Here is a 19,744-nt window from a genome sequence, read left to right on the forward strand (position 1 = left end):
CCGGGCACCGGCCGCGGGCCGACACTGCGGCGACATGCGCACCCCGCGCGGCGAACAGGGGTTTGTCCAGCTCGCCGCGCTGATAATGAGCACAACAGGGCGGCGACCCCGCTGTGCCGCTCGGTCGAGGGGGTCGCCGGCACCGTCTTTTGCTCGCTATCCGAATCGGGTATCCACACTTCGAACAACGGTCAACGGTGATCGGAGGGCAACTGGATGGGCGACAACCGCGGCCCGGACCGGCGCGTGGGGGACGACGACCCCGCGATCTCAACCACCGACCACATCGGGCTCGCCGAGACGCACTCGGCACACAACTACGACCCACTGCCCGTAGTGATCGCCGAAGGCGAGGGGGCCTGGGTCACCGACGTTGAGGGGCGCCATTACCTCGACCTCCTGGCCGGATACTCGGCACTCAACTTCGGCCACCGGAACCCCGAGCTGCTCGCCGCGGCCCAGTGGCAACTGGGCCGGGTCACGCTCACCAGCCGGGCTTTCTACAACGACCGGTTCGCGCCGTTCGTTACCGCGCTCTCCGGGATGGTCGGCAAGGACCAGGTGCTGCCGATGAACACCGGAGCCGAGGCGGTGGAGACCGCGATCAAGGTCGCGCGCAGGTGGGCCTACGACGTCAAGGGTGTGCCCGACGGCGAGGCGACCATCGTCGTCGCGGGCGGCAACTTCCATGGCCGGACGACCACGATCATCTCCTTCTCCGAGGATCCCGAGGCCTACACCGGGTTCGGGCCGTACACGCCAGGGTTCCGCACTGTCCCGTACGGGGACGCCGACGCGGTCGAGGCGGCGGTCGGCCCAACCACCGCCGCGGTCCTGGTCGAGCCGGTCCAGGGCGAGGCGGGCGTGCTTGTGCCGCCGCCGGACTACCTGCCGCGGCTTCGCGAGATCTGCGACCGTGAGCGCGTACTGCTCATCGCCGACGAGGTGCAGTCGGGGCTGGGCCGGACCGGCACCATCGCGGCCTGCGAGCACACCGGGGTCGAGCCCGACGCCTACCTCTTCGGCAAGGCGCTGGGCGGGGGTGTCCTCCCTGTCTCGGCGATGGTGGCCAACGAGGAGGTGTTGGGCGTGGTGCGTCCCGGCCAGCACGGCAGCACCTTCGGCGGGAACCCGCTCGCGGGTGCCCTTGGGAGCACCGTTGTGCGGATGCTGCGCGAAGGGCCGTACCTGGCGGACGCACGCGCTTTGGGCGAGGTCATGCGGACCCGGCTCAAGGAGTTCGGCGGCGCTGGCGTGCTCGCCACGCGCACAATCGGGCCGTGGGCGGGGATAGACGTCGATCCCTCCCTGGCGAGCGGGCGCGAGCTGTGCGAGCGCCTCGCTGCGCGTGGGGTTCTGGCCAAAGAGGCGCACGGGTCCACGATCCGCCTGTCGCCGCCGTTCGTGGTCTCCGAGGAGGACCTCAACTGGGGACTCGACCAGGTCGCCGCCGTGCTCACCGATCTGCGAGCGAGCGCCGGATCGGCGTAGGCGCCCCCGTGGGGTGCGGGGGGGCACGGGACCGGGCGGTGCGCCGTGGCGGGCCGCCGACGATCCCCCGTGAGGGGAGGGCGGATCCCTCTCTCGAGGGAGGCCGCGGCGGCTCCACCCGGCGAGGATTGGCCCATGAGATCCACAACGCTGAACCGATTGGCCGGGTGGGCCATGGTCGCCATCGGCGTCGTGCACACCGCGGTCTTTCTCCCGCATCCCTACTGGGCGGACTGGCTGTCCGGCGACCTGTGGGCAGGAGGGGGCGCCCCCGAGGCGGTCGCCGTCTTCTGGGCGCTGCCGGGCAGTTTCGTCCCCGTGCTCGTCGTGCTCGGCCTCCTGGTCGCTCGGGCCGGCCGCAGGGGCGAGGCGCTACCGGGCTATACCGGCTGGGTCCTGGGAGCGTGGGCCCTGCTGTGTGTCCTGCTCATCGGCCCCAGCGGGTTCCTGCTCGGACTGGTCCCCGCGGCGCTGCTCATCGCCGCGAACCTGGTCGCGCGGCGGCGCCCGGCGGCTGTTGGCCGCTCAGGTGCCGAAGAGGCCTGATGGGCGCCGTGCCCTCTCGGGGCCGGGCTAATCGAACTCCGAGGCCAGCACGTCGGGTTCCGCGTTGTCCACGGTGGCGCGCGTGGCGTACAGCGGCCGCTCGGGGCCTTCCTCGATCTGCTTCTGCAGCCGTTTGCTGAGCGCGTTCTGGCCGTCGGCGTTCGGGTGGAAGGTGCTGCGGTCGATCGTGACGCCGTCGGTGATGTCGCGCCACACCACACCGTTGATCCACGCCTCCTCGGCGCTGACCTCGTGGCCCTTCAAGGCGCTGGAGACGTTCACGAACTCGACGCTGCCGGTGTTGTCGCCGCCGACGATGTCGGAGTCGGCCTCCTCCACGGTGTCTTGGAGTTCCTCGTTGAGCCGCTGGCCGACCTCGTTCAGCCAGTTCTGGTCGCTGGTGGTCAGCGTGTAGTACATGCTCTTGGGCTTGGCGGGGAACAGCCGCGGATAGCCCAGGATCAGCACGCGGGCGTCGGGTGCGCGGTCGCGGATCTCCGAGAGCAGGTTCGGGAAGGTGTCCTCGAACTTGTCCATGCGCTTGTCGATGTCGGACTCTTGGCCGACGCAGTTGCCGCTCTCCAGCAGCGGGACCCGCATCATGCAGGTCCGCAGTACCGAGGTGAATCCGAGGTCGTTGCCGCCGATTCCGATCGTGACCAGGGAGGTGTGCTCGGTGAGCCGGTCGAGCTGGGACTCGTCGGAGCCGATCGCTTCGAGCATGGCGGCGCCCCGTTGCCCGCTGCACGCGAAGAAGCCCAGCTCGCCGGCGAACTCGTTGTTCTCCGCGATGTGCTCCGGGTAGGCGTTGGCCGAACGCCAGCAGCCGCCGTCCCCGTCGGTGCCGGGAGCGTAGTCGCCCGCTCCGTCACCGGAGGAGTAGGAGTCGCCCAACGCGATGTAGTTTCCCCACGTGGCCGCCTCTTCGGGGGACATGCGCAGCAGCCTGCCGGTGCCGTCGGGCTCGGCGTCCTGTGGTTCCTGGGTGGGGCATGGGCCCAGGCCGCACCAGGCGTCGACCATGCCGCCGCGCGTGGTGGGAATGACAAGGGCGACGATCAAGATCATGACGAGGGAGGCGGCGGTGGTACCCAGGATCAGGGTGCGTCTGCTGAGATCCGGTCTGCGCACGTCTCGCTCTGCCTCTCGGTCTCGCTCTCCGCTGGGACGGCCCGTCCATCCGACAGGGTACCCATGCGGGCGCGGAACACGGCCTGTCCTGAAAAACCCGGTTCGTCATCTCAGCGCGTTCCGACCGGAACGGGCCGGGTGCCCGCCAGCACATCGACAACGCGGTCGACGTCGGCGTCGGTGAGGTCGGCGCGGGCGGTCAGCCGCAGCCGCGGGCGGCCGTCCGGAACCGAGGGCGGCCGGAAGCAGCCCACTCGGACCCCGGCGTGCCGGCACCGGCCGGCCCAGGCCACGGCGTCGTCGGGGGAGGGGGCCAGCACCGATACGACGGCGGCCCGCGGGGCGCTTACCCGCAACCCCTGTTCGCCGAGTGCCGACGCCAGCGTGTGCGCGATGCCGCGCACCCGTTCCGCCCGCTGCGGCTCCGCCCGCAGCAGCGTCAGCGCGGCCAGTGCCCCGGCGGCCGGCGCCGGTGCCAGACCGGTGTCGAAGATGAACGTCCGGGCCGTATCGACCAGGTGCCGGATGACCCGGTGCGGCCCGAGCACCGCGCCTCCCTGGGCGCCCAGCGCCTTGGAGAGTGTGACCGAGACCACGATGTCGCTGGCCCCGCGGAGCCCGGCCGCGGTCAGTGCGCCCTGGCCACCGGGCCCGATGACGCCCAGCCCGTGCGCGTCGTCCAGCAGCAGGCCCGCTCGGTGCCGCCGGGAGATCCGGGAGAGCCCGGCGACATCGGTGAGGTCGCCGTCCACCGAGAACACCGTGTCGCTGACAACGAGCCGCCGGGTCATCGCCCCACTGCTGGCCAGCGCATCCTGAGCGCTCGTGAGGTCGGCGTGCCCGAACAGGGCGGCCGACGCGCCGTTGGCCTTGGCGAGCCGCGTGGCATCGATCAGTGAGGCGTGGTTGTGCCGGTCACAGGCCAGGTGCGTCCCGCCGCCCGCCAGACCCGTGACCATGCCGAGGTTGGCGGCGTAACCGGAGGAGAACACCAGCGCCGACTCGGTGCCGTAGTAGGAAGCGAGCTCCCGCTCCAGTTCGCCGTGCAGCGTCGTGTCCCCGGTCACCAGGCGGGAGCCGGTGGCCCCGGCGCCCCACCGCGTCGCGGCGTCCGCCGCGGCCCGCACGACCGCGGGGTGCCGGGCCAACCCGAGGTAGTCATTGCCCGCGAGGTCGAGCAGCCCGTCATCCGGTGGGCGCGGCCGTACCCGGCGGGTGAGTCCGGCCTCGGCCCGTTCCTGTGCCGCACGCTCCAACCAGTCGAACGGGTCCGAGACCTCCATGCGTATCCTCCACCCCGATGCGCTCTCCCGCGCGGGAAGCGGGAAAGGGGCGCCCCGGACACCGCTCCCCGAAGCGCCCCTGGCCGCCACGGCGCCATTGACGCGGCGGTAGCACGGCCCAGCGGGACCGTGTGCTCTGTGTTCTCGCGGGGATCCCGACGACTCTCACACACCTTCCCCGCGGACGTCATGAGCGATACGGCACAAAGTTCGGGTGCCCGATTCTGGGGGAACTGCCATGGGGAGGCGGCGCCGGGGGTTGGCACCATGAGGCGCCATGAACATTCGGGCGACGACAGGTCGCCGGCACGGGCCGGCAGCGAGGGCGGCCTGGGTGCGCGAGGTCGACCGGGAGCACGTGTGGCATCCCTACGCCGCGATCCCGCCGACCGCCGCTCCCTACGTGGTCACTGGGGCCAGCGGCACCCGGCTTCGGCTGGCCGGCGACGGCGGTGCGGAACGCGAGGCCGTCGACGCGATGTCCTCCTGGTGGTCGGCCATCCACGGCTACGGCCACCCGGTCATCGACGACGCTGTCCGCTCCCAGCTCGACCGGTTCAGCCACGTCATGTTCGGCGGGCTCACCCACGAGCCGGCCGCGCGCCTGGCCGCCGCACTCGTGGACCTCACCCCGGAACCCCTGCAGCGGGTGTTCCTCGCCGACTCCGGGTCGGTCTCGGTGGAGGTGGCGCTGAAGATGTGCCTGCAGTACTGGCGCTCGCGGGGCCGGCCCGCCAAGCGCCGAATGCTGACCTGGCGCGGTGGCTACCACGGCGACACGTTCCACGCGATGTCAGTGTGCGACCCCGACGGCGGCATGCACGCGCTGTGGGGGGACGTCCTGCCCCAGCAGGTGTTCGCCGACGCGCCGCCACCGGGATACGCGGCCGGTACCGACCCCGACTATGTCACCCACCTCGACACGCTCATCGGGGCGTACGCGGACGAGCTGGCGGCGGTGGTCGTGGAGCCCGTGGTGCAGGGCGCCGGGGGGATGCGCTTCCATGACCCCGGGTACCTGCGGGCGCTGCGCGAGATCACCGACCGGCACGGTGTGCTGCTGGTGTTCGACGAGATCGCCACGGGGTTCGGCCGTACCGGCGAGATGTTCGCCGCGGAGCACGCTGGTATCGCCCCCGACGTGCTGTGCCTGGGCAAGGCGCTTACGGGCGGCTACCTGACGCTGGCCGCGACGGTGTGTACGAGCGAGCTCGCCGAGGGCATCGCCGGCGGCGAGGTGCCGGTGCTCGCGCACGGACCGACCTTTATGGGCAACCCACTGGCCTGCGCCGCGGCGTCGGCGTCAGTGGAGCTGCTGCGCGGCCGGGACTGGCGCGCCGACGTCTCTCGGATCGAGTCCGGCCTGCGCGGTGGCCTCGACCCGCTGCGCGGCATGCCGGGGGTGCGCGACGTCCGCACGCTCGGCGCCATCGGGGTGGTCGAGCTGGACCGGCCGGTGGACACCCGCGTCGCGACCGCGGCGGCCCTGGACGCCGGCGTGTGGCTGCGGCCGTTCCGCGACCTGGTGTACGCGATGCCGCCCTACGTATGCGACGACGCCGACGTCGCCCGGATCGCGGACGGGATGGTCGCGGCGACCCGGGCGTCCCTGGAGGCCGAGTGAACGCTGTCCCGGCCGGCACTCGCTCCGGCGGGCGCGTGCTCGTCGTCACGGGCACGGGCACCGAAGTGGGCAAGACCGTGGCAACCGCGGCGGTCGCCGCCGTGGCCAGTGCCCGCGGTCAGCGAGTGGCGGTGCTCAAGCCGGCGCAGACCGGTGTGGCGCCGGGAGAGGCGGGGGATGCCGACGAGGTGGCGCGCCTGGTGCCGGGCGTGACTCCGGTGGAGCTTGCCCGCTATCCGGACCCGCTCGCCCCGGCGAGCGCCGCGCGCCGAGCGGGTGCCGAGGAGCTGTCGGTGGCGGCGGTCGCGGACGTCTCGGAGCGGCTGCGCGGTACGCACGACCTGGTCCTGGTGGAGGGTGCCGGCGGGCTGCTGGTTCGGCTGAACGGCGCGGGCGGCACGTTGGCCGACGTGGCGGTGGCGCTGGCCTGCCCCGTGCTGCTGGTCTGCCGGGCCGGGCTGGGCACCCTCAACGACACCGCGCTGAGCGCGGAGGCGCTCACCGCGCGCGGGCTGCGGTGCGCGGGTGTGCTGGTGGGCTCCTGGCCGGCTGATCCGGGGCTGGCTGAGCGCTGCAACCTGGGTGAGCTCCCCGGCGTGGCGGGTGCCCCGCTGGTCGGCGTCCTCCCGGAGGGAGCCGCCGGTCTTGTCCCGGAGGAGTTCGCCCGGGTCTCCCGGGCCTCCCTGGCCACGGCGCTCGGTGTACCCCGGTAGGCGGGCGCCGTCCGGCAACATTGGCCCGCCGGCGCCGCGGCGGTCAGTGCGGGGGACCGGGTAGGGGCGTCCCCTGGTGGTGGAGCAGTCGCCATTGCCCGCCCGACCGGACCCACACCGACGTCCGCAGTGAGGCTGAGCGCGCCCGCCTGGCTGTGTAGGTCAGCAGTACGGCATCGGGGCCGAGCCGCACCGGGTGCAGGCCCTCGGCGGTGCTGCGCTCCGCGGTGTCGCTGCGGGTGGCGCGCACCACCGAGCGGCGGTCCCACCGGGTGCCCGAGGCGCCGAACTCGCGGAAGTCCTCGTGCAGCAGCGCGCGGACCGCGTCGGCGTCGCGCCGCACCTCAGGGTCGAGCAGTCTGAGCTCACCGGCGATCACGGTGTCGAAAGCGCTGTCGTCGGCCACCAGGCCCACGAGAGCCGCCCCGGCCGCCGCCACCGGCTCTCGCGGGATCACCGGCTGGGCGGCGGGACCGGGCTGCGCAGGGTGAACGCGTGCCGGGTGGGGCCGTGCCGCCGCAGGTGGTCCAGGCGTTCCCGCGCCTCTTCGGGCGTGGCCTGCTCCGGCGCGGTCACCCACCACAAGGCGCGCTGCGCGGTGATGCGCAGGCCCGTCCTGCGCTGCCAGGCCACGATGTCGGGGTGGCCGGCGTGCACGAAGTCGCGCAGGTCGGAGCCCGAACGCCAGAGTGACGCGTGGGTGATGTACTGGTGGTCCTCTAGGTGGTCTGATTGGATCAGTCCAATATGGCCAGGGTGTTCCGCGGCGCGTTCCCGCAGGGTTGCCAGTAGTTCGACGGTAGGGATCCGGGTATCGCCGCTGGCAGCGATGCTGTGGACCTGCGCCAAAAGAGGAGAGTGCGCGCGCCCGCCCTCCGGGCTCGGTAGGGAGTGGCTTCGCGCTCTGAGGATCCGCGGCGGGTGCAGGGTGGTCGGTGACATGGCGGCCTCTTTCGGGCTCCGGGTGCGTCAGGTGTCCATTTACCTCTGGTAGAGCACCAATTTCCATGCCAATATGACGGGAACAGTCCACGAACGGTAGGTCCAATCATGCGAGAAGTGGTTTCTTCCCGAAGTGCCGGCGAGCTGGCCGCGCTGCTCGGCGACTGGCCGACCGGCGACGGCCCCTTGTACGTGAAGCTCACCGAGGCGCTCCGGCGCACCATCAACGGCGGGACGTTGGCCGTCGGGGAGCGACTGCCCTCGGAGCGTGCGCTGGCGGCGGCGCTCGCGGTCAGCCGCACCACCGTGGTCACCGCCTACGGGGACCTGCGCTCCGAAGGGCTCCTGGACAGCGTGCGCGGCAGCGGGACCCGGGTCAGCCCCGCGCTCGCGCCGGCGCGCCCAGACGGCTGGGTACCGGGCGGCCGGGGCCACGCGCTGTTCCAGGGCATCCTCGACGGCTCCGACAACGTCATCTCGCTCGCCTGCATGCGCAGCGAGGGCCTGCCCGAGGTGGCCGATGCCATCCGGGACGTGGCCAATGAGGACCTGCCCGCCCTGATGGCCGATGACGGATACTATCCGCGCGGCTTGTTGGCCCTGCGCCGCGCCATCGCGGAGCGCTACACCGCCGAAGGACTGTCCACCCGGCCCGACCAGATCGTGGTGACCACCGGTGCCCACCAGGCGATCGCCCTGGTGTCGAGCCTGTACGTGCGCAACGGGGCCCCGGTGGTCGTCGAGTCCCCCGGCTTCGGCGGATGCATGGAAGTGCTGCGAGCCGAGGGAGCCGAGTTCGTCAGCATCCCCATGGACCAGCACGGCATCGACACCGTGCGGCTGCGCGAGGCGGCGCGCGAGCGCACCCCGCACCTGATATACGTAATGCCCGAGTACCACAACCCGACCGGGACGCAGATGACGCCCGCTCGGCGCCGGGAGGTGGCCGAGATCGCGGCGCGTTCCGGGGTGCCGATCGTGGAGGACTTCGCCTATACCGGGCTGCGTGCGCCGGAGGAGTACCCGCCGATCGCCGCCTACGCCCCGCGCGGCGCGGAGGTCGTGGTCGTCGGCTCGCTGTGCAAGACGAGCTGGGCGGGGCTGCGCGTGGGGTGGCTGCGGGCGCCGGTGGAGATCGCCGAGCGGCTCGCGCGCCGCAAGGTCCTGGCGGACCTGGGCACCCCGTTGCTGGACCAGGCGGTCGCCGTGCGGCTGCTGTCGCAGCTCGACGAGTTGGCGCGCAAGAGGTCGGATCTGCTCTCGGCCCGGATGGCGTTCGTGGAGGAGCGGCTGCGGGCCGCGCTGCCCGACTGGGAGTGGCGGCGCCCCGACGGTGGCTCGTCGCTGTGGATCCGGATGCCGGACACCGACGCCAGTGTCTTCGCCCAGGTCGCGTTGCGCCACGGCGTGGAGCTCGTTCCGGGACCGGCCATGACACCCGAACACGACGCGGATTTCAGCAGCTTCTTCCGGCTGCCCTTCGGGCACGACGAGGAGACCCTGGAGGAGTTGGTGTCCCGGTTGGCGCGGGCGTGGTCCGACCTCTCCCGGCACGGCCCCTGCGAGGAGACGCCGCTGCAACTGGTGGTCTGACGGCGGTCGCGGCCCCCCGGCATGCCCCACGACCCGGCCGGGTGCCGCCCCCGCTTCCCGCGAAGAGCCGAAACTGTTGTTAGCGATCTCGTGCGAGAAACCCCAGGGCTTCAGCCCCGGTGATGAATCGCATCCTTAACGGGGAGGCGCGAAGTGCCGCCGCATCGCTTCGCACCGAAGCCCTCGCAGGCTTTCCGCGTGGTCTCTTCGTAGCGGGTAAGCATGGCGTCATCGACGACCCTCCGACCGATACTTCGGCGTGCGGACCATGTGCGGGTGTAGGGGGAGATGACCGTGGAATCCCTGCGTATATCGGGGCCTGACCCTCATTAAAGTGACATAGGGTAATGGTAGGGTCACCGCCGTGCAGGTCGTTGTCCCGGTGAAGCTCCAGCCGCCGCCCGAGGTGGCATCGGCGCTGCGTGCTGAACTCACCGGCTGCAACGACGGCGCGAACTACGTTTCCACGGTGGCGTTCGAGACCGGAACCATGCGTGAGTACGCGCTGCGCAAGCTGGTCTATGCCGAGCTGCGCGAACGCGGGATCAAGTCCGCTGCCGCCCAGCGGCTCATCAAGAAGACCGTGGACGCCTACACCACGCTCCGGGCGAACATCCGGGCCGGGAATTTCGGCAGGCCGGGGGCCAAGCGCCGGAGCAGGGCCGAGTCCAAGCCCATCGCGTTCCGTGCGGACGCCGCGCAGGCCTATGACCATCGGAACATGGGATGGGACATCGGCGCCCAGACCGTGGCGATCACCACCATGTCCGGACGGATGAAGGGATACCGTTTGCCTGCGGCCCGGAACAGCTCACGACCCTCGCGCGGTACCGCAAAGGCGAAGCCGACCTGATCTTCCGTGACGGCGTGTGGTTTCTGTACGCCACCTGCGAGGTTCCCGAGGCCGAGCAGTACGAACCGGACGGGTTCATCGGCGTGGACCTTGGCATCGAGAACATCGCCACCACTAGTGATGGGAGCAGCCACGCCGGACGTGAACTCAACCGCTACCGCAAGCGGCAGCTGCCCTTGCGCAAGAAGCTCCAGAAGAAGCGAACCACCTCCGCCAAGCGCCTGCTCAAGAAACGTTCCCGCAGGGAATCCCGGCGCGTGAAGGACATCAACCACTGCATCTCCAAGACGATCGTGACCGAGGCTGAACGCACCGGACGCGGCATCTCCCTGGAAGAACTCAAGGGAATCCGCGACCGGGTACGGCTCCGCAAGCCCCAACGGGTCGCGCTGCACTCCTGGGCCTTCGCCCAACTCGCAGACTTCATCGTCTACAAGGCACGCCGTACCGGTGTGCCACTGGTCTTCGTTGATTCCGCGTACACATCGCAGATGTGCTGCGAATGCCACCACATCGACAAGAGGAACCGGGTGGACCAGGGCTCTTTTATCTGCCGGGGCTGCGGCGTCGTTGCGCACGCAGACCGCAATGCTTCCCACACCATCGCCCAACGTGGCGAGACTGTGTGGAACGCGGGGCGGCAGTCACCCGTCCCGGCCACCGCCAGCGCAGTGGTGGCCAAGACGCGGCATGTAACCTCACAGCCAGTGGGGCCGTAGCTGCACACTCGGGGACTTCACCCCCGGGAAGCTGACATGGGTCGCACACACCCGTAGCTGGCGAGGGGCGGCCCGCGTGGCGGCCGCCGTGCGCCGTTCGTCGAGGGAGGCGTGAGTATGCCGCAGGGGACGCAGCCGCCGGTGCTCTGGGAGCCGAGCGAGGAACGGCGGGAGCGCGCGAACATCACGGCCTTCGCGCGGTGGGTCGAGCAGAACCGCGGTGCCCCGGTGGACGACTACCACTCGCTGTGGCGCTGGTCGGTGACCGACATCGAGGGGTTCTGGTCCGCGGTCTGGACGTACTTCGGCGTCCGTGCCGACACCCCCTACGAGCGAGTTCTCACCGAACGTGTCATGCCGGGTGCCGAGTGGTTCCCGGGCGCGCGGCTCAACTACGCGCGCCACATCCTCGAAGGGCGCGACGACGACGAGGTGGCCATCCGGCACGCCTCGGAGCTGCGTGTCATGGGGGAGTGGACCTGGGGTGAGCTGAAGCGCCGCACAGCGGCCATCGCCGCAGGGCTGCGCCAGCTCGGGGTCGGGCCGGGCGACCGCGTCGTCGGCTACCTCCCCAACATCGCCGAGACCGTCGCGGCGTTCTACGCCTGCGCGTCCATCGGCGCGGTGTGGTCCTCGTGCTCCCCGGACTTCGGAGTGCGCAGCGTCGTCGACCGTTTCGCGCAGATCGAGCCGAAGGTGCTGCTCGCCGTCGACGGCTACCGGTACGGCGGGCGCGACTTCGACCGCGTCGACGTCCTCGCGGCCCTGCGCGAGCAGCTCCCCACGGTGGAGCACACCGTCGTGCTCTCCTACCTGCGCGGCCAGCCGGTCGAGGGCACGATCCCCTGGGAGGAGCTGGAGGACGCGGGCGATGGCGCGCCGCTGCGTTTCGAGCCGCTGCCGTTCGACCACCCGCTGTGGGTGCTGTACTCCTCCGGGACCACCGGGCTGCCCAAGGCGATCGTGCACGGGCACGGCGGGATCCTGCTGGAGCAACTGAAGTACCTGAACCTGCATCTGGACGCGCAGAGCGGCGACCGGGTGTTCTGGTACACCACCACCGGCTGGATGATGTGGAACTTCCTGGTCAGTGTGTTGCTGACCCGGGCGTCCATCGTGCTGTACGACGGCAGCCCCGGCTACCCCGACCTCGGTGCGCTGTGGGACCTGGCCGAGCGTGCCGGCATCACCATCTTCGGGACCAGCGCGAGCTTCCTGTCGACGTGCATGAAGGAGGGCGTGCACCCGGCCGAGGGGCGCGACCTCTCAGCGCTGCACGCGGTGGGCTCCACCGGATCGCCGCTCAGCCCGGAGGGCTTCGACTGGTGCTACCGGGAGCTCGGCGACCGCCTGTGGCTCTTCTCGGCCAGTGGCGGTACCGACGTCTGCAGCGTGCTGGTGGGCGGGGTACCCACGCTTCCGGTGTACGAGGGCGAGATCCAGGCGCCCGCGCTGGGCATGGCCGTCGCCTCCTGGGATCCCGATGGCGATGAGCTGGTCGGCGAGGTCGGGGAGCTGGTGGTGACCGAGCCCGCGCCGTCGATGCCGATCTACTTCTGGGGCGATCCCGACGGGGAGCGGCTGCGGGACAGCTACTTCGCCGTGTATCCGGGGGTGTGGCGCCACGGCGACTGGATCGAGATCACCGAGCGCGGCACCGCGATCATCTACGGCCGTTCCGACTCCACCATCAACCGCGGTGGCATCCGAATGGGGACCAGCGAGATCTACCGGGCGGTGCTCGCGCTCGGCGAGATCGTCGACGCGCTCGTCGTGGATGTCCCGCGCTCCGCGGACGCCTCCCGCATCGAGCTGTTCGTGGTGCTGCGCGAGGGGAACACTCTCACCGACGATCTGGTCAGGGCGATCGCCAAGCGGATCCGCGAGGACTGCTCGCCGCGGCACGTGCCCGACTCGGTGCGCGCGATCGCCGAGGTTCCGCGCACGCTGTCGGGCAAGGTGCTGGAGGTTCCGGTCAAGCGAATCCTCGCCGGGGAACCGGCCGAGCGCGTCGCCAGCCGCGACTCTCTGGCCAACCCGACCGCCCTTGACCAGTTCAGCGAGTTGGCGGAGCGCGAGGGGAACCCGGGGCTCTGAACGGGCATTCAACAGATTGCGGATAGGGAGGGACAGGCGGGCACGAGAGGCCCTAGCCTTAACGGCGTGTCGCACCAACTGCCCAATACCGGGACGGAGCAGGCGGGTACCGCGCCCCACGAGCGTATCGCCGGGATCGACGTTGCTCGCGCGCTCGCGGTCTTCGGGATGTTCACCGTCCATCTGGGCATGGGCTCCATCGGCCTGCTCGATAGCGGCCCCGCCGAGACCTTCCACACGCTGGTCCGCGGGAACTCCTCGGCGCTCTTCGCCTTCCTGGCGGGAGTCTCGCTCTCCCTGATGACCGGGCGCGGCGTCCCGTTGTCCGGGCTGCCGCTGCGCCGCGCCACCGGGCGCATCCTGGTCCGGGCGATCGTGCTCGCGCTGCTCGGCGGGTTGCTCGACATGCTCGGGGCTCCCGTCGCGGTGATCCTGACCTACTACGGCGGGTTCTTCATCCTCGCCCTCCCGCTGCTGCGGCTGCGGGCCGGCGGGCTCATGGCGGCCGCCGTGCTCGTCGGGCTGCTGGGTCCCCAGTTGTCGTACCTCGCCAGGGCCACCTTCCTGGAGGCACCCACCGCCCGGCAGGGGTCCATCGGCGGCATCACCGACTTCTTGGCCACCGGGTACTACCCCGCCGCCACGTTCATGGCGTTCGTCATCGCGGGCATGGCCGTGGGCCGTCTCGATCTTAGCTCGGCGAGGGTGCGCGTCTGGCTGGCCTGCGTTGGGGCGGCGCTCACCGCGGTGGGCTACGGCGGGTCGTGGCTGCTGCTGTACCCGCTGGGTTTCCTCGACCGGCTGATCCTGGCCGAGGTCCGGGCCCTCGACGGCCCCAACGCCACGGTCGACCCCACGATGTGGGGGCCCATGCGCGAATGGATGGCCGAGCGGTTCGGTGACCTGCACGGTGAGGTTCCCGCCGAGAGCGCGTGGTGGCTGGTGGTGGCGTCGCCGCACAGCGGGACCTCGTTCGAGATCGCGGGCGCGGTCGGCACCTCCCTGCTGGTGCTCGCGGGGTGCCTGGTACTGGCGCGCCTGGTCGGCGTGCTCGGCACGCCGCTGGCGGCGGCCGGGTCCATGGCGCTGACCATCTACGCCGGCCACATTGTGGTTATCGCGGTGATCGGCAGTTCCGCCCAGGACGACGCGCCGTTCCGGCTGGAGGCGTTCGTCGTTGGGGCGCTGCTCTTCGCCACGATCTGGCGGGTACTGCTCGGCCGGGGGCCGCTGGAGCGGGGCATGGGGTGGCTGGCCGACAGCGCCCTTCGGCTCTCCGGGCCGCAGGACAACGAGGACGACTACCTCGGCCCCGAGCACCACCGGCGGGGCGGCTGACCCGGCCGCCTCTGGGCCAGCGGGGAGCGGCCAGGTCGACTGTTTAGCGTCGGCCCGCCCAGGTCAGCGGGACCACAGAGCAGAGGAGCATGGCCGGCGCCGGGCCAGGCCGGGTCGTGTTTCTTGCGTTGTTTCGGTCGAAAGCCGTCAAGAAGCACTCCCTGCGGCGCGAGTGCGCCCGTACGCCCATCGCGCGCACCCGGCTTACCGCGCTCGCTCGGCGGCCGCGCCGTACCACCAGGGAAGTTGAGGCAGCTCATGTCCGAGACACAACGTGATCCCGGCACGAACGACGAGAAGGACCAGCAGCTCGCACAACACCGGATCGACGCCACCGGGGAACTGACCACGAGCACTGGGACCAGGGTCGACGACACCGACAACTCGCTGAGCGCCGGTGGCCGGGGACCGACCCTGATGGAGGACTTCCACTTCCGCGAGAAGATGACCCACTTCGACCACGAGCGCATCCCGGAGCGGGTCGTCCACGCGCGCGGCGCAGGAGCCTACGGGTACTTCCAGGTGTACGAGTCGTTGAGCCGCTACACTCGGGCGCACTTCCTGAACGACCCGTCGCTGCGCACGCCGGTGTTCGTGCGCTTCTCCACGGTCGCCGGATCCCGCGGCTCCGCCGACACCGTGCGCGACGTACGCGGGTTCGCCACCAAGTTCTACACCCGCGAAGGCAACTACGACCTGGTCGGCAATAACATACCCGTGTTCTTCATCCAGGACGGGATCAAGTTCCCGGACTTCGTGCACTCGGTCAAGCCCGAGCCGCACAACGAGATCCCGCAGGCGCAGTCGGCGCACGACACGCTGTGGGACTTCGTTCAGCTGCAGCCCGAGACCATGCACATGATGATGTGGGTGATGTCGGACCGCGCGCTGCCGCGCAGCTACCGGATGATGCAGGGCTTCGGGGTGCACACCTTCCGGTTCGTCAACGCGGACGGCGAGGGCACGTTCGTGAAGTTCCACTGGAAGCCCAGGCTCGGGACCCACTCGCTGGTCTGGGACGAGACCCAGAAGATCGGCGGGAAGGACCCCGACTACAACCGGCGCGACCTCTGGGACGCCATCGAACGCGGCCAGTACCCCGAGTGGGAGCTGGGGGTGCAGATCGTGCCCGAGTCCGACGAGCACCGGTTCGATTTCGACCTGCTCGACCCCACCAAGGTCATCCCGGAGGAGGAAGTTCCGGTTACGCCGATCGGCAAGATGGTGCTCAACCGGAACCCGGACAACTTCTTCGCCGAGACCGAGCAGATCGCGTTCCACACGGCGAACGTGGTCCCGGGCATCGACTTCACGAACGACCCGTTGCTGCAGGCGCGCAACTTCTCCTACCTCGACACCCAGCTCATCCGGCTGGGCGGGCCGAACTTCCAGCAGCTGCCGGTGAACCGCCCGGTGGCCGAGGTGCAGGACAACCAGCGCGACGGGTACGGCCAGCACTACGTGCACCGGGGGCAGACCAGCTACTTCAAGAACTCGCTGGCCGGCGGCTGCCCCTACCTGGCGGATGCGGACAGGGCCTACCAGCACTACCAGGAACGCGTCGACGGGGCGAAGATCCGGCACCGCAGCGAGAGCTTCCAGGACCACTACACGCAGGCCACGCTGTTCTACAACAGCCTCGCCCCCTGGGAGCAGGAGCACCTGGCCGCGGCGTTCCAGTTCGAGCTGGGCAAGGTGGGGCACCACCATGTCCGCGAGGGCGTGGTGGAGCACCTGAACCAGGTCGACCACGACCTGGCGGTCAAGGTGGCCACGGGAATCGGCGTGCGGTCGCCCGAGCAGGTGACCACGAACCACGGACGCTCCTCGCCCGCGCTCAGCCAGGCCGCCGGCTTCCCGGAGACCGTGTACTCCCGGCAGGTCGCGGTGCTGGTCGCCGACGGCGTGCACGCGGCGGACGTGACGTCGCTCCGGTCCGCCCTGGCCGAACGCGGTGCCCTGACCGACGTCCTGGGCCCCCGGGACGGGAGCGTGCGCGCTGACGACGGTTCGAGCTTCGAGGTGGACCGGGCCATGAGCACCGTCGCCTCCGTCCTCTACGACGCGGTCGTGGTGCCCGGCGGGGCCGACAACGCGGCCAAGCTTTCCGCGGACGGCCTCGCGCTGAACTTCGTCGCCGAGGCGTTCAAGCACAACAAACCGATCGCCGCGATGAACGACGGCGTGGACGTGCTGGAGAAGGCCCCGCTGCCCGGCCTGCAGATGGCGAAACCGGGCAACGACGTCCAGGTCGACCAGGGCGTTATCACGCACCGGGGGCCGAACGGCGAGGCGCTGCACCAGACCTTTATCGAGGCCCTCGCCCGGCACCGGGTCTGGGAGCGTGAGGTCGCGACCGTCCCGGCGTGAACCGCACGGCGGCGGCCCCGGGGCGCACCCCCCGGGGTCGTCCAGCGCGGCGCCCCGAGCGGGGTGGTAGCCGGAGCACCGGAAGACGAGCACCGCGGCCGCCGCGGGAGCTACGGCCCAGTGCGAAGAGGAGCGGCTCAGCCCTCGACCGCGGCGCCGAGCTTCGTACGGATCTCGTCGCTGTCGACGAAGTTGTCGACCACCACCACGGGGACACCTGTCTCGCCGAGCTGCGCCGCCAGTTCCGCCGAGGTGAGCACGATGTCGGCCTCCTTGACGGCGCCGCGCGCGGCGCCGATGTCGGCGACCTCGACGTAGGCGTCCAGGTCCAGTTCCCGAATGGCCCGTTCGGTGTTGACCTTGAGGAGCACGCTGGTGCCGACTCCCATACCGCACACGGCGAGGATTCTCATCGTCCAGCGCCATCCTCGTACTCGGTGATGAGAGCGTGGACGTGCGCGGCACGGTCCGCCGATCTCAGTTGCGCAAGGGTGTCCGGGCACGCGAGCATCCGGGCGAGCTGGGACAGTGCCGCCGAGTGCCCGTCGTGGTCGGTGGCGGCGAGCCCGACGACCAGATCGACCGGGTCGTTGCGCGGGTGGCCGAACTGCACCGGGGCGGCCAGCGCGGCCCAGGAGAGCCCGGTGCGCAGCACAGCGGAGGAGGGGCGGGCATGCGCCAGCGCGAGGCCGGGAGCGATGACGATGTAGGGACCGTACTCGTCGACGGTGTCCTGCATCTGCTGGATGTAGTCCACGGTGCTGCTCCCGGTGGCGACCAGCAGGTCGCCCGCGGCCCGAACCGCCTCGCGCCAGCCCGCCGCGTGCAGGCCCAGCGCGATCGCCTCGGTTGGGAGTAGTTGGCGAAGCGAAGCCCCCTCCATGTGCCCCTCCTGCCACGAGCACCGTGCCGAGCGCCGGTAGCCACGTGCGAAGACGTAAAGACGCGGGTCCAGCGGACCGCACCGCACTACCGCCGATCGTTTGGCTTACGAATGTAACCCAGATGGCATCCTCCGCACCGCCAAAGCCGGGGATTCCGATCTAGCTGTACTGCCAAGGGAGGTTACGGACAACCCGGTGGCGTTGGGCGCGGCCGCTTGTCGCGCCGATGGTCGCTCCCGCGGGACCGCGGGGATCCCGCCGCCCCCGTTGGGCGCCTCACCACGCCCCCCATAACCGAGCTACGCCGGCTCACCGCGCGGGCCGGTGCGGGTAGTCGTGGCGGGTCGCTCCGAGGAGCCGCCTCAGCGGTTTCGGCGCCCGATGTGCGAGGCGGTGCGTTCGCGGTGCTCCAGCGCGTCACTGGTGGTGCGTGTCTGCGCGCGCAGCAGCCGGCGTGCGTCGTCGGCCGCGGCGCGCGCGGTCTCCGGTCGTGCCGCCCCGCGCTCCCGTGGCGGCGTGCCGTCCTCGGGCACCCCGATGCCGCCGGGAAGCCCGGCGCGGCCGACGATCCGGAGCTGCGCCTCCTCCTGGGACACTGAGGGCCGGATATCGCCGGTTGGGGTCTTCCAGTTGCGTAGCCGGTGCTCTAGCCATTCGACACCCTGGTAGCCCTCACCGCGCGGCCAGGGAAGGCCATCGGGCCGGTGACTCAGGGCGTGCAGCAGGTCGGCGACCGACCACCCCGCGGAGAAGAACCGCGCGGCGGCGTCGCGCAGTTCGGTGAAGTCCACCCCGCGCAGTGAGGCGTCGCGGTTCCGGACGAGCTCGCACGCCTTGTGGACATCGCTGCGCGTGTGCATGGGCTGGTTCAGCGGATCGGGCGAGGGCGTGCGCAGCAGGTCCTCGTCGACCGTAATGACGACGTCCCCGCCGCGGTTCCGCCACACGCTGACCCGGTCGCGCGGCCAGCCGTGCGACTCGATCAGCGCCGCGGCCGTCTTCCGCAGGTCGATACCGTTGTCGTCGCAGGAGATGCGGAACTCCACCATGACCCCTCCGATCGCCTCGCCGGTGCTGCGCGCTTCCCTCAAGCCTACGGCGGACTGGCCGCGGGCGGCGGCACGGCGCGGTCCGGGCCACGGTCCGGACCGCGCCGACGCGTTAGGGTGGCCGCCATGACGACCGGCCCGATGGAGGGTGGCCCCATGCCCGACACCGCGTCCCCGCCCGGACCGGCGGCCTCCAACGCGTCGCTGCGGGCGTACCTGCGCGGGCTACCGGGAGTCGACGAGGTCGGCGCCCGGGAACGCGCCGGGGAGTTGGCCGCGCGCTCGATCAAGTCGGCCGCCAAGGGGCGGGCGATCGACCTCGCGATCCGGATGGTCGACCTGACCACGCTTGAGGGCGCCGACAGCCCGGGCAAGGTGCGCGCCATGTCGGCCAAAGCAGCGCACCCCGACCCGGCCGACCCCTCGGCGCCGGCGGCCGCGGCAGTGTGCGTGTACCCGGACTTGGTCTCCGTGGCTGTTGCGGCGCTGCGCGGCACCGGAGTGGGCACAGCCTCGGTCGCCACCGCGTTCCCGGCTGGCCGCGCCCCGTTGGAGGCGAAACTCGCCGAGACCCGCCACGCGGTCGCCAGCGGCGCCACCGAGATCGACATGGTCATTGACCGCGGGGCCTTCCTCAGCGGCGACTACCGCAAGGTGGTCGAGGAGATCGCCGCGGTCAAGGAGGCCAGCGGGTCGGCGCACCTGAAGGTCATTCTGGAGACCGGCGAGCTGGGCACTCTCGACAACGTGCGCCGTGCCTGCTGGCTCGCTATCCGCGCCGGGGCCGACTTCGTCAAGACCTCCACCGGAAAGGTCGCACCGGCGGCCACGCTGCCCGGCACGCTGGTCATGCTGGAGGCGGTCCGCGACCACCACGCGAACACGGGCGCGCGCGTCGGTGTCAAGGCCGCCGGAGGCATCCGCGGCACCAAGGACGCCGTCCGGTACCTCGTCCTGGTCAACGAGGTAGCCGGCGCGGCGTGGCTCACCCCGGACCTTTTCCGTATAGGCGCCTCCAGCCTGCTCAACGACCTGCTGATGCAGCGCACCAGGCTGGCCAGCGGCACCTACCCCGGTCCCGACTACTTCACGCTGGACTGAGAGGCGTATC

The 19,744-nt window shown here is 71.0% G+C and carries 18 protein-coding genes; 11 read left to right on the top strand and 7 right to left on the bottom strand.

Annotated features, from left to right (window positions below; genetic code table 11):
• Window positions 1-216: 216 nt before the first annotated feature.
• Both rocD and F4561_RS04945 read left to right on the top strand, forming a co-directional pair.
• Window positions 217-1,491, top strand: coding sequence for an ornithine--oxo-acid transaminase (gene rocD, locus F4561_RS04940; RefSeq protein WP_184575203.1), 1,275 nt, complete (start codon window positions 217-219; stop codon window positions 1,489-1,491).
• Window positions 1,492-1,626: 135 nt separating this feature from the next.
• Window positions 1,627-2,037, top strand: a complete 411-nt coding sequence (locus F4561_RS04945; RefSeq protein ID WP_221445367.1) for a DUF6463 family protein — start codon at window positions 1,627-1,629, stop codon at window positions 2,035-2,037.
• A gap of 27 nt (window positions 2,038-2,064) precedes the next feature.
• Here F4561_RS04945 and F4561_RS04950 read toward each other — a convergent pair whose 3' ends face one another.
• Together F4561_RS04950 and F4561_RS04955 are read right to left on the bottom strand one after the other, a co-directional pair.
• Window positions 2,065-3,168 (bottom strand): SGNH/GDSL hydrolase family protein, encoded by a 1,104-nt coding sequence (locus F4561_RS04950; RefSeq protein WP_184575204.1) that lies wholly within the window; start codon window positions 3,166-3,168, stop codon window positions 2,065-2,067.
• Window positions 3,169-3,278: 110 nt separating this feature from the next.
• A complete protein-coding gene (locus tag F4561_RS04955; protein WP_184575205.1) occupies window positions 3,279-4,451 on the bottom strand; it encodes an 8-amino-7-oxononanoate synthase in 1,173 nt (390 codons plus the stop codon).
• A 277-nt stretch (window positions 4,452-4,728) separates the two neighbouring features.
• Here F4561_RS04955 and F4561_RS04960 point away from each other — a divergent pair, with 277 nt between their 5' ends.
• Both F4561_RS04960 and bioD read left to right on the top strand, forming a co-directional pair.
• On the top strand, window positions 4,729-6,075 hold the full coding sequence (locus F4561_RS04960) for an adenosylmethionine--8-amino-7-oxononanoate transaminase (protein ID WP_184575206.1): 1,347 nt from the start codon (window positions 4,729-4,731) through the stop codon (window positions 6,073-6,075).
• Complete coding sequence (gene bioD, locus F4561_RS04965) at window positions 6,072-6,788, top strand: dethiobiotin synthase (RefSeq protein WP_312885146.1); 717 nt, start codon at window positions 6,072-6,074, stop codon at window positions 6,786-6,788. Before F4561_RS04960 ends, bioD begins: the two co-directional genes overlap by 4 nt.
• 43 nt (window positions 6,789-6,831) lie before the next feature.
• Here bioD and F4561_RS04970 read toward each other — a convergent pair whose 3' ends face one another.
• Window positions 6,832-7,194: a nuclear transport factor 2 family protein gene (locus tag F4561_RS04970; RefSeq protein WP_184575210.1), complete on the bottom strand. Its 363-nt coding sequence runs from the start codon at window positions 7,192-7,194 to the stop codon at window positions 6,832-6,834.
• 47 nt (window positions 7,195-7,241) lie between these two features.
• Complete coding sequence (locus tag F4561_RS04975; protein ID WP_184575212.1) at window positions 7,242-7,730, bottom strand: DUF3291 domain-containing protein; 489 nt, start codon at window positions 7,728-7,730, stop codon at window positions 7,242-7,244.
• A gap of 108 nt (window positions 7,731-7,838) precedes the next feature.
• Between F4561_RS04975 and F4561_RS04980 the strand changes: the two genes are divergently transcribed.
• The 6 genes from F4561_RS04980 (at window position 7,839) to F4561_RS05000 (ending at window position 16,700) form a co-directional block, all read left to right on the top strand.
• Complete coding sequence (locus tag F4561_RS04980; RefSeq protein ID WP_184575214.1) at window positions 7,839-9,323, top strand: aminotransferase-like domain-containing protein; 1,485 nt, start codon at window positions 7,839-7,841, stop codon at window positions 9,321-9,323.
• A 364-nt stretch (window positions 9,324-9,687) separates the two neighbouring features.
• A complete protein-coding gene (locus tag F4561_RS33575) occupies window positions 9,688-10,176 on the top strand; it encodes a hypothetical protein (protein WP_312885147.1) in 489 nt (162 codons plus the stop codon).
• Between the two features lie 14 nt (window positions 10,177-10,190).
• A complete protein-coding gene (locus tag F4561_RS04985) occupies window positions 10,191-10,895 on the top strand; it encodes an RNA-guided endonuclease InsQ/TnpB family protein (protein WP_312885148.1) in 705 nt (234 codons plus the stop codon).
• A 117-nt stretch (window positions 10,896-11,012) separates the two neighbouring features.
• Entirely contained in the window at window positions 11,013-12,992 is a 1,980-nt protein-coding gene (locus F4561_RS04990; protein ID WP_184575216.1) for an acetoacetate--CoA ligase, read from the top strand.
• A gap of 66 nt (window positions 12,993-13,058) precedes the next feature.
• A complete protein-coding gene (locus tag F4561_RS04995) occupies window positions 13,059-14,330 on the top strand; it encodes a heparan-alpha-glucosaminide N-acetyltransferase domain-containing protein (protein WP_312885149.1) in 1,272 nt (423 codons plus the stop codon).
• 258 nt (window positions 14,331-14,588) lie between these two features.
• Window positions 14,589-16,700 (top strand): catalase, encoded by a 2,112-nt coding sequence (locus tag F4561_RS05000; RefSeq protein ID WP_184575218.1) that lies wholly within the window; start codon window positions 14,589-14,591, stop codon window positions 16,698-16,700.
• A gap of 137 nt (window positions 16,701-16,837) precedes the next feature.
• On the opposite strand, the gene F4561_RS05005 is transcribed toward F4561_RS05000, so the two are convergent.
• The 3 genes from F4561_RS05005 to F4561_RS05015 form a co-directional block, all read right to left on the bottom strand.
• Window positions 16,838-17,113 (bottom strand): PTS sugar transporter subunit IIB, encoded by a 276-nt coding sequence (locus F4561_RS05005; RefSeq protein ID WP_184575220.1) that lies wholly within the window; start codon window positions 17,111-17,113, stop codon window positions 16,838-16,840.
• Window positions 17,110-17,583, bottom strand: coding sequence for a PTS sugar transporter subunit IIA (locus F4561_RS05010; RefSeq protein WP_184575222.1), 474 nt, complete (start codon window positions 17,581-17,583; stop codon window positions 17,110-17,112). Before F4561_RS05010 ends, F4561_RS05005 begins: the two co-directional genes overlap by 4 nt.
• A gap of 363 nt (window positions 17,584-17,946) precedes the next feature.
• A complete protein-coding gene (locus F4561_RS05015; protein ID WP_184575224.1) occupies window positions 17,947-18,633 on the bottom strand; it encodes a hypothetical protein in 687 nt (228 codons plus the stop codon).
• A gap of 156 nt (window positions 18,634-18,789) precedes the next feature.
• Between F4561_RS05015 and deoC the strand changes: the two genes are divergently transcribed.
• Entirely contained in the window at window positions 18,790-19,734 is a 945-nt protein-coding gene (deoC, locus tag F4561_RS05020) for a deoxyribose-phosphate aldolase (protein ID WP_184583196.1), read from the top strand.
• Window positions 19,735-19,744 lie beyond the last annotated feature (10 nt).

Source organism: Lipingzhangella halophila (genome assembly GCF_014203805.1).
Classification (GTDB): Bacteria; Actinomycetota; Actinomycetes; order Streptosporangiales; family Streptosporangiaceae; genus Lipingzhangella; species Lipingzhangella halophila.

Coding starts and splice junctions, on each gene's coding strand:
- rocD (WP_184575203.1), top strand. CDS start 217: ATGGGCGACAACCGCGGCCCGGACCGGCGCGTGGGGGACGACGACCCC.
- F4561_RS04945 (WP_221445367.1), top strand. CDS start 1,627: ATGAGATCCACAACGCTGAACCGATTGGCCGGGTGGGCCATGGTCGCC.
- F4561_RS04955 (WP_184575205.1), bottom strand. CDS start 4,451: ATGGAGGTCTCGGACCCGTTCGACTGGTTGGAGCGTGCGGCACAGGAA.
- F4561_RS04960 (WP_184575206.1), top strand. CDS start 4,729: ATGAACATTCGGGCGACGACAGGTCGCCGGCACGGGCCGGCAGCGAGG.
- F4561_RS04975 (WP_184575212.1), bottom strand. CDS start 7,730: ATGTCACCGACCACCCTGCACCCGCCGCGGATCCTCAGAGCGCGAAGC.
- F4561_RS04980 (WP_184575214.1), top strand. CDS start 7,839: ATGCGAGAAGTGGTTTCTTCCCGAAGTGCCGGCGAGCTGGCCGCGCTG.
- F4561_RS04990 (WP_184575216.1), top strand. CDS start 11,013: ATGCCGCAGGGGACGCAGCCGCCGGTGCTCTGGGAGCCGAGCGAGGAA.
- F4561_RS05000 (WP_184575218.1), top strand. CDS start 14,589: ATGTCCGAGACACAACGTGATCCCGGCACGAACGACGAGAAGGACCAG.
- F4561_RS05005 (WP_184575220.1), bottom strand. CDS start 17,113: ATGAGAATCCTCGCCGTGTGCGGTATGGGAGTCGGCACCAGCGTGCTC.
- F4561_RS05010 (WP_184575222.1), bottom strand. CDS start 17,583: ATGGAGGGGGCTTCGCTTCGCCAACTACTCCCAACCGAGGCGATCGCG.
- F4561_RS05015 (WP_184575224.1), bottom strand. CDS start 18,633: ATGGTGGAGTTCCGCATCTCCTGCGACGACAACGGTATCGACCTGCGG.
- deoC (WP_184583196.1), top strand. CDS start 18,790: ATGCCCGACACCGCGTCCCCGCCCGGACCGGCGGCCTCCAACGCGTCG.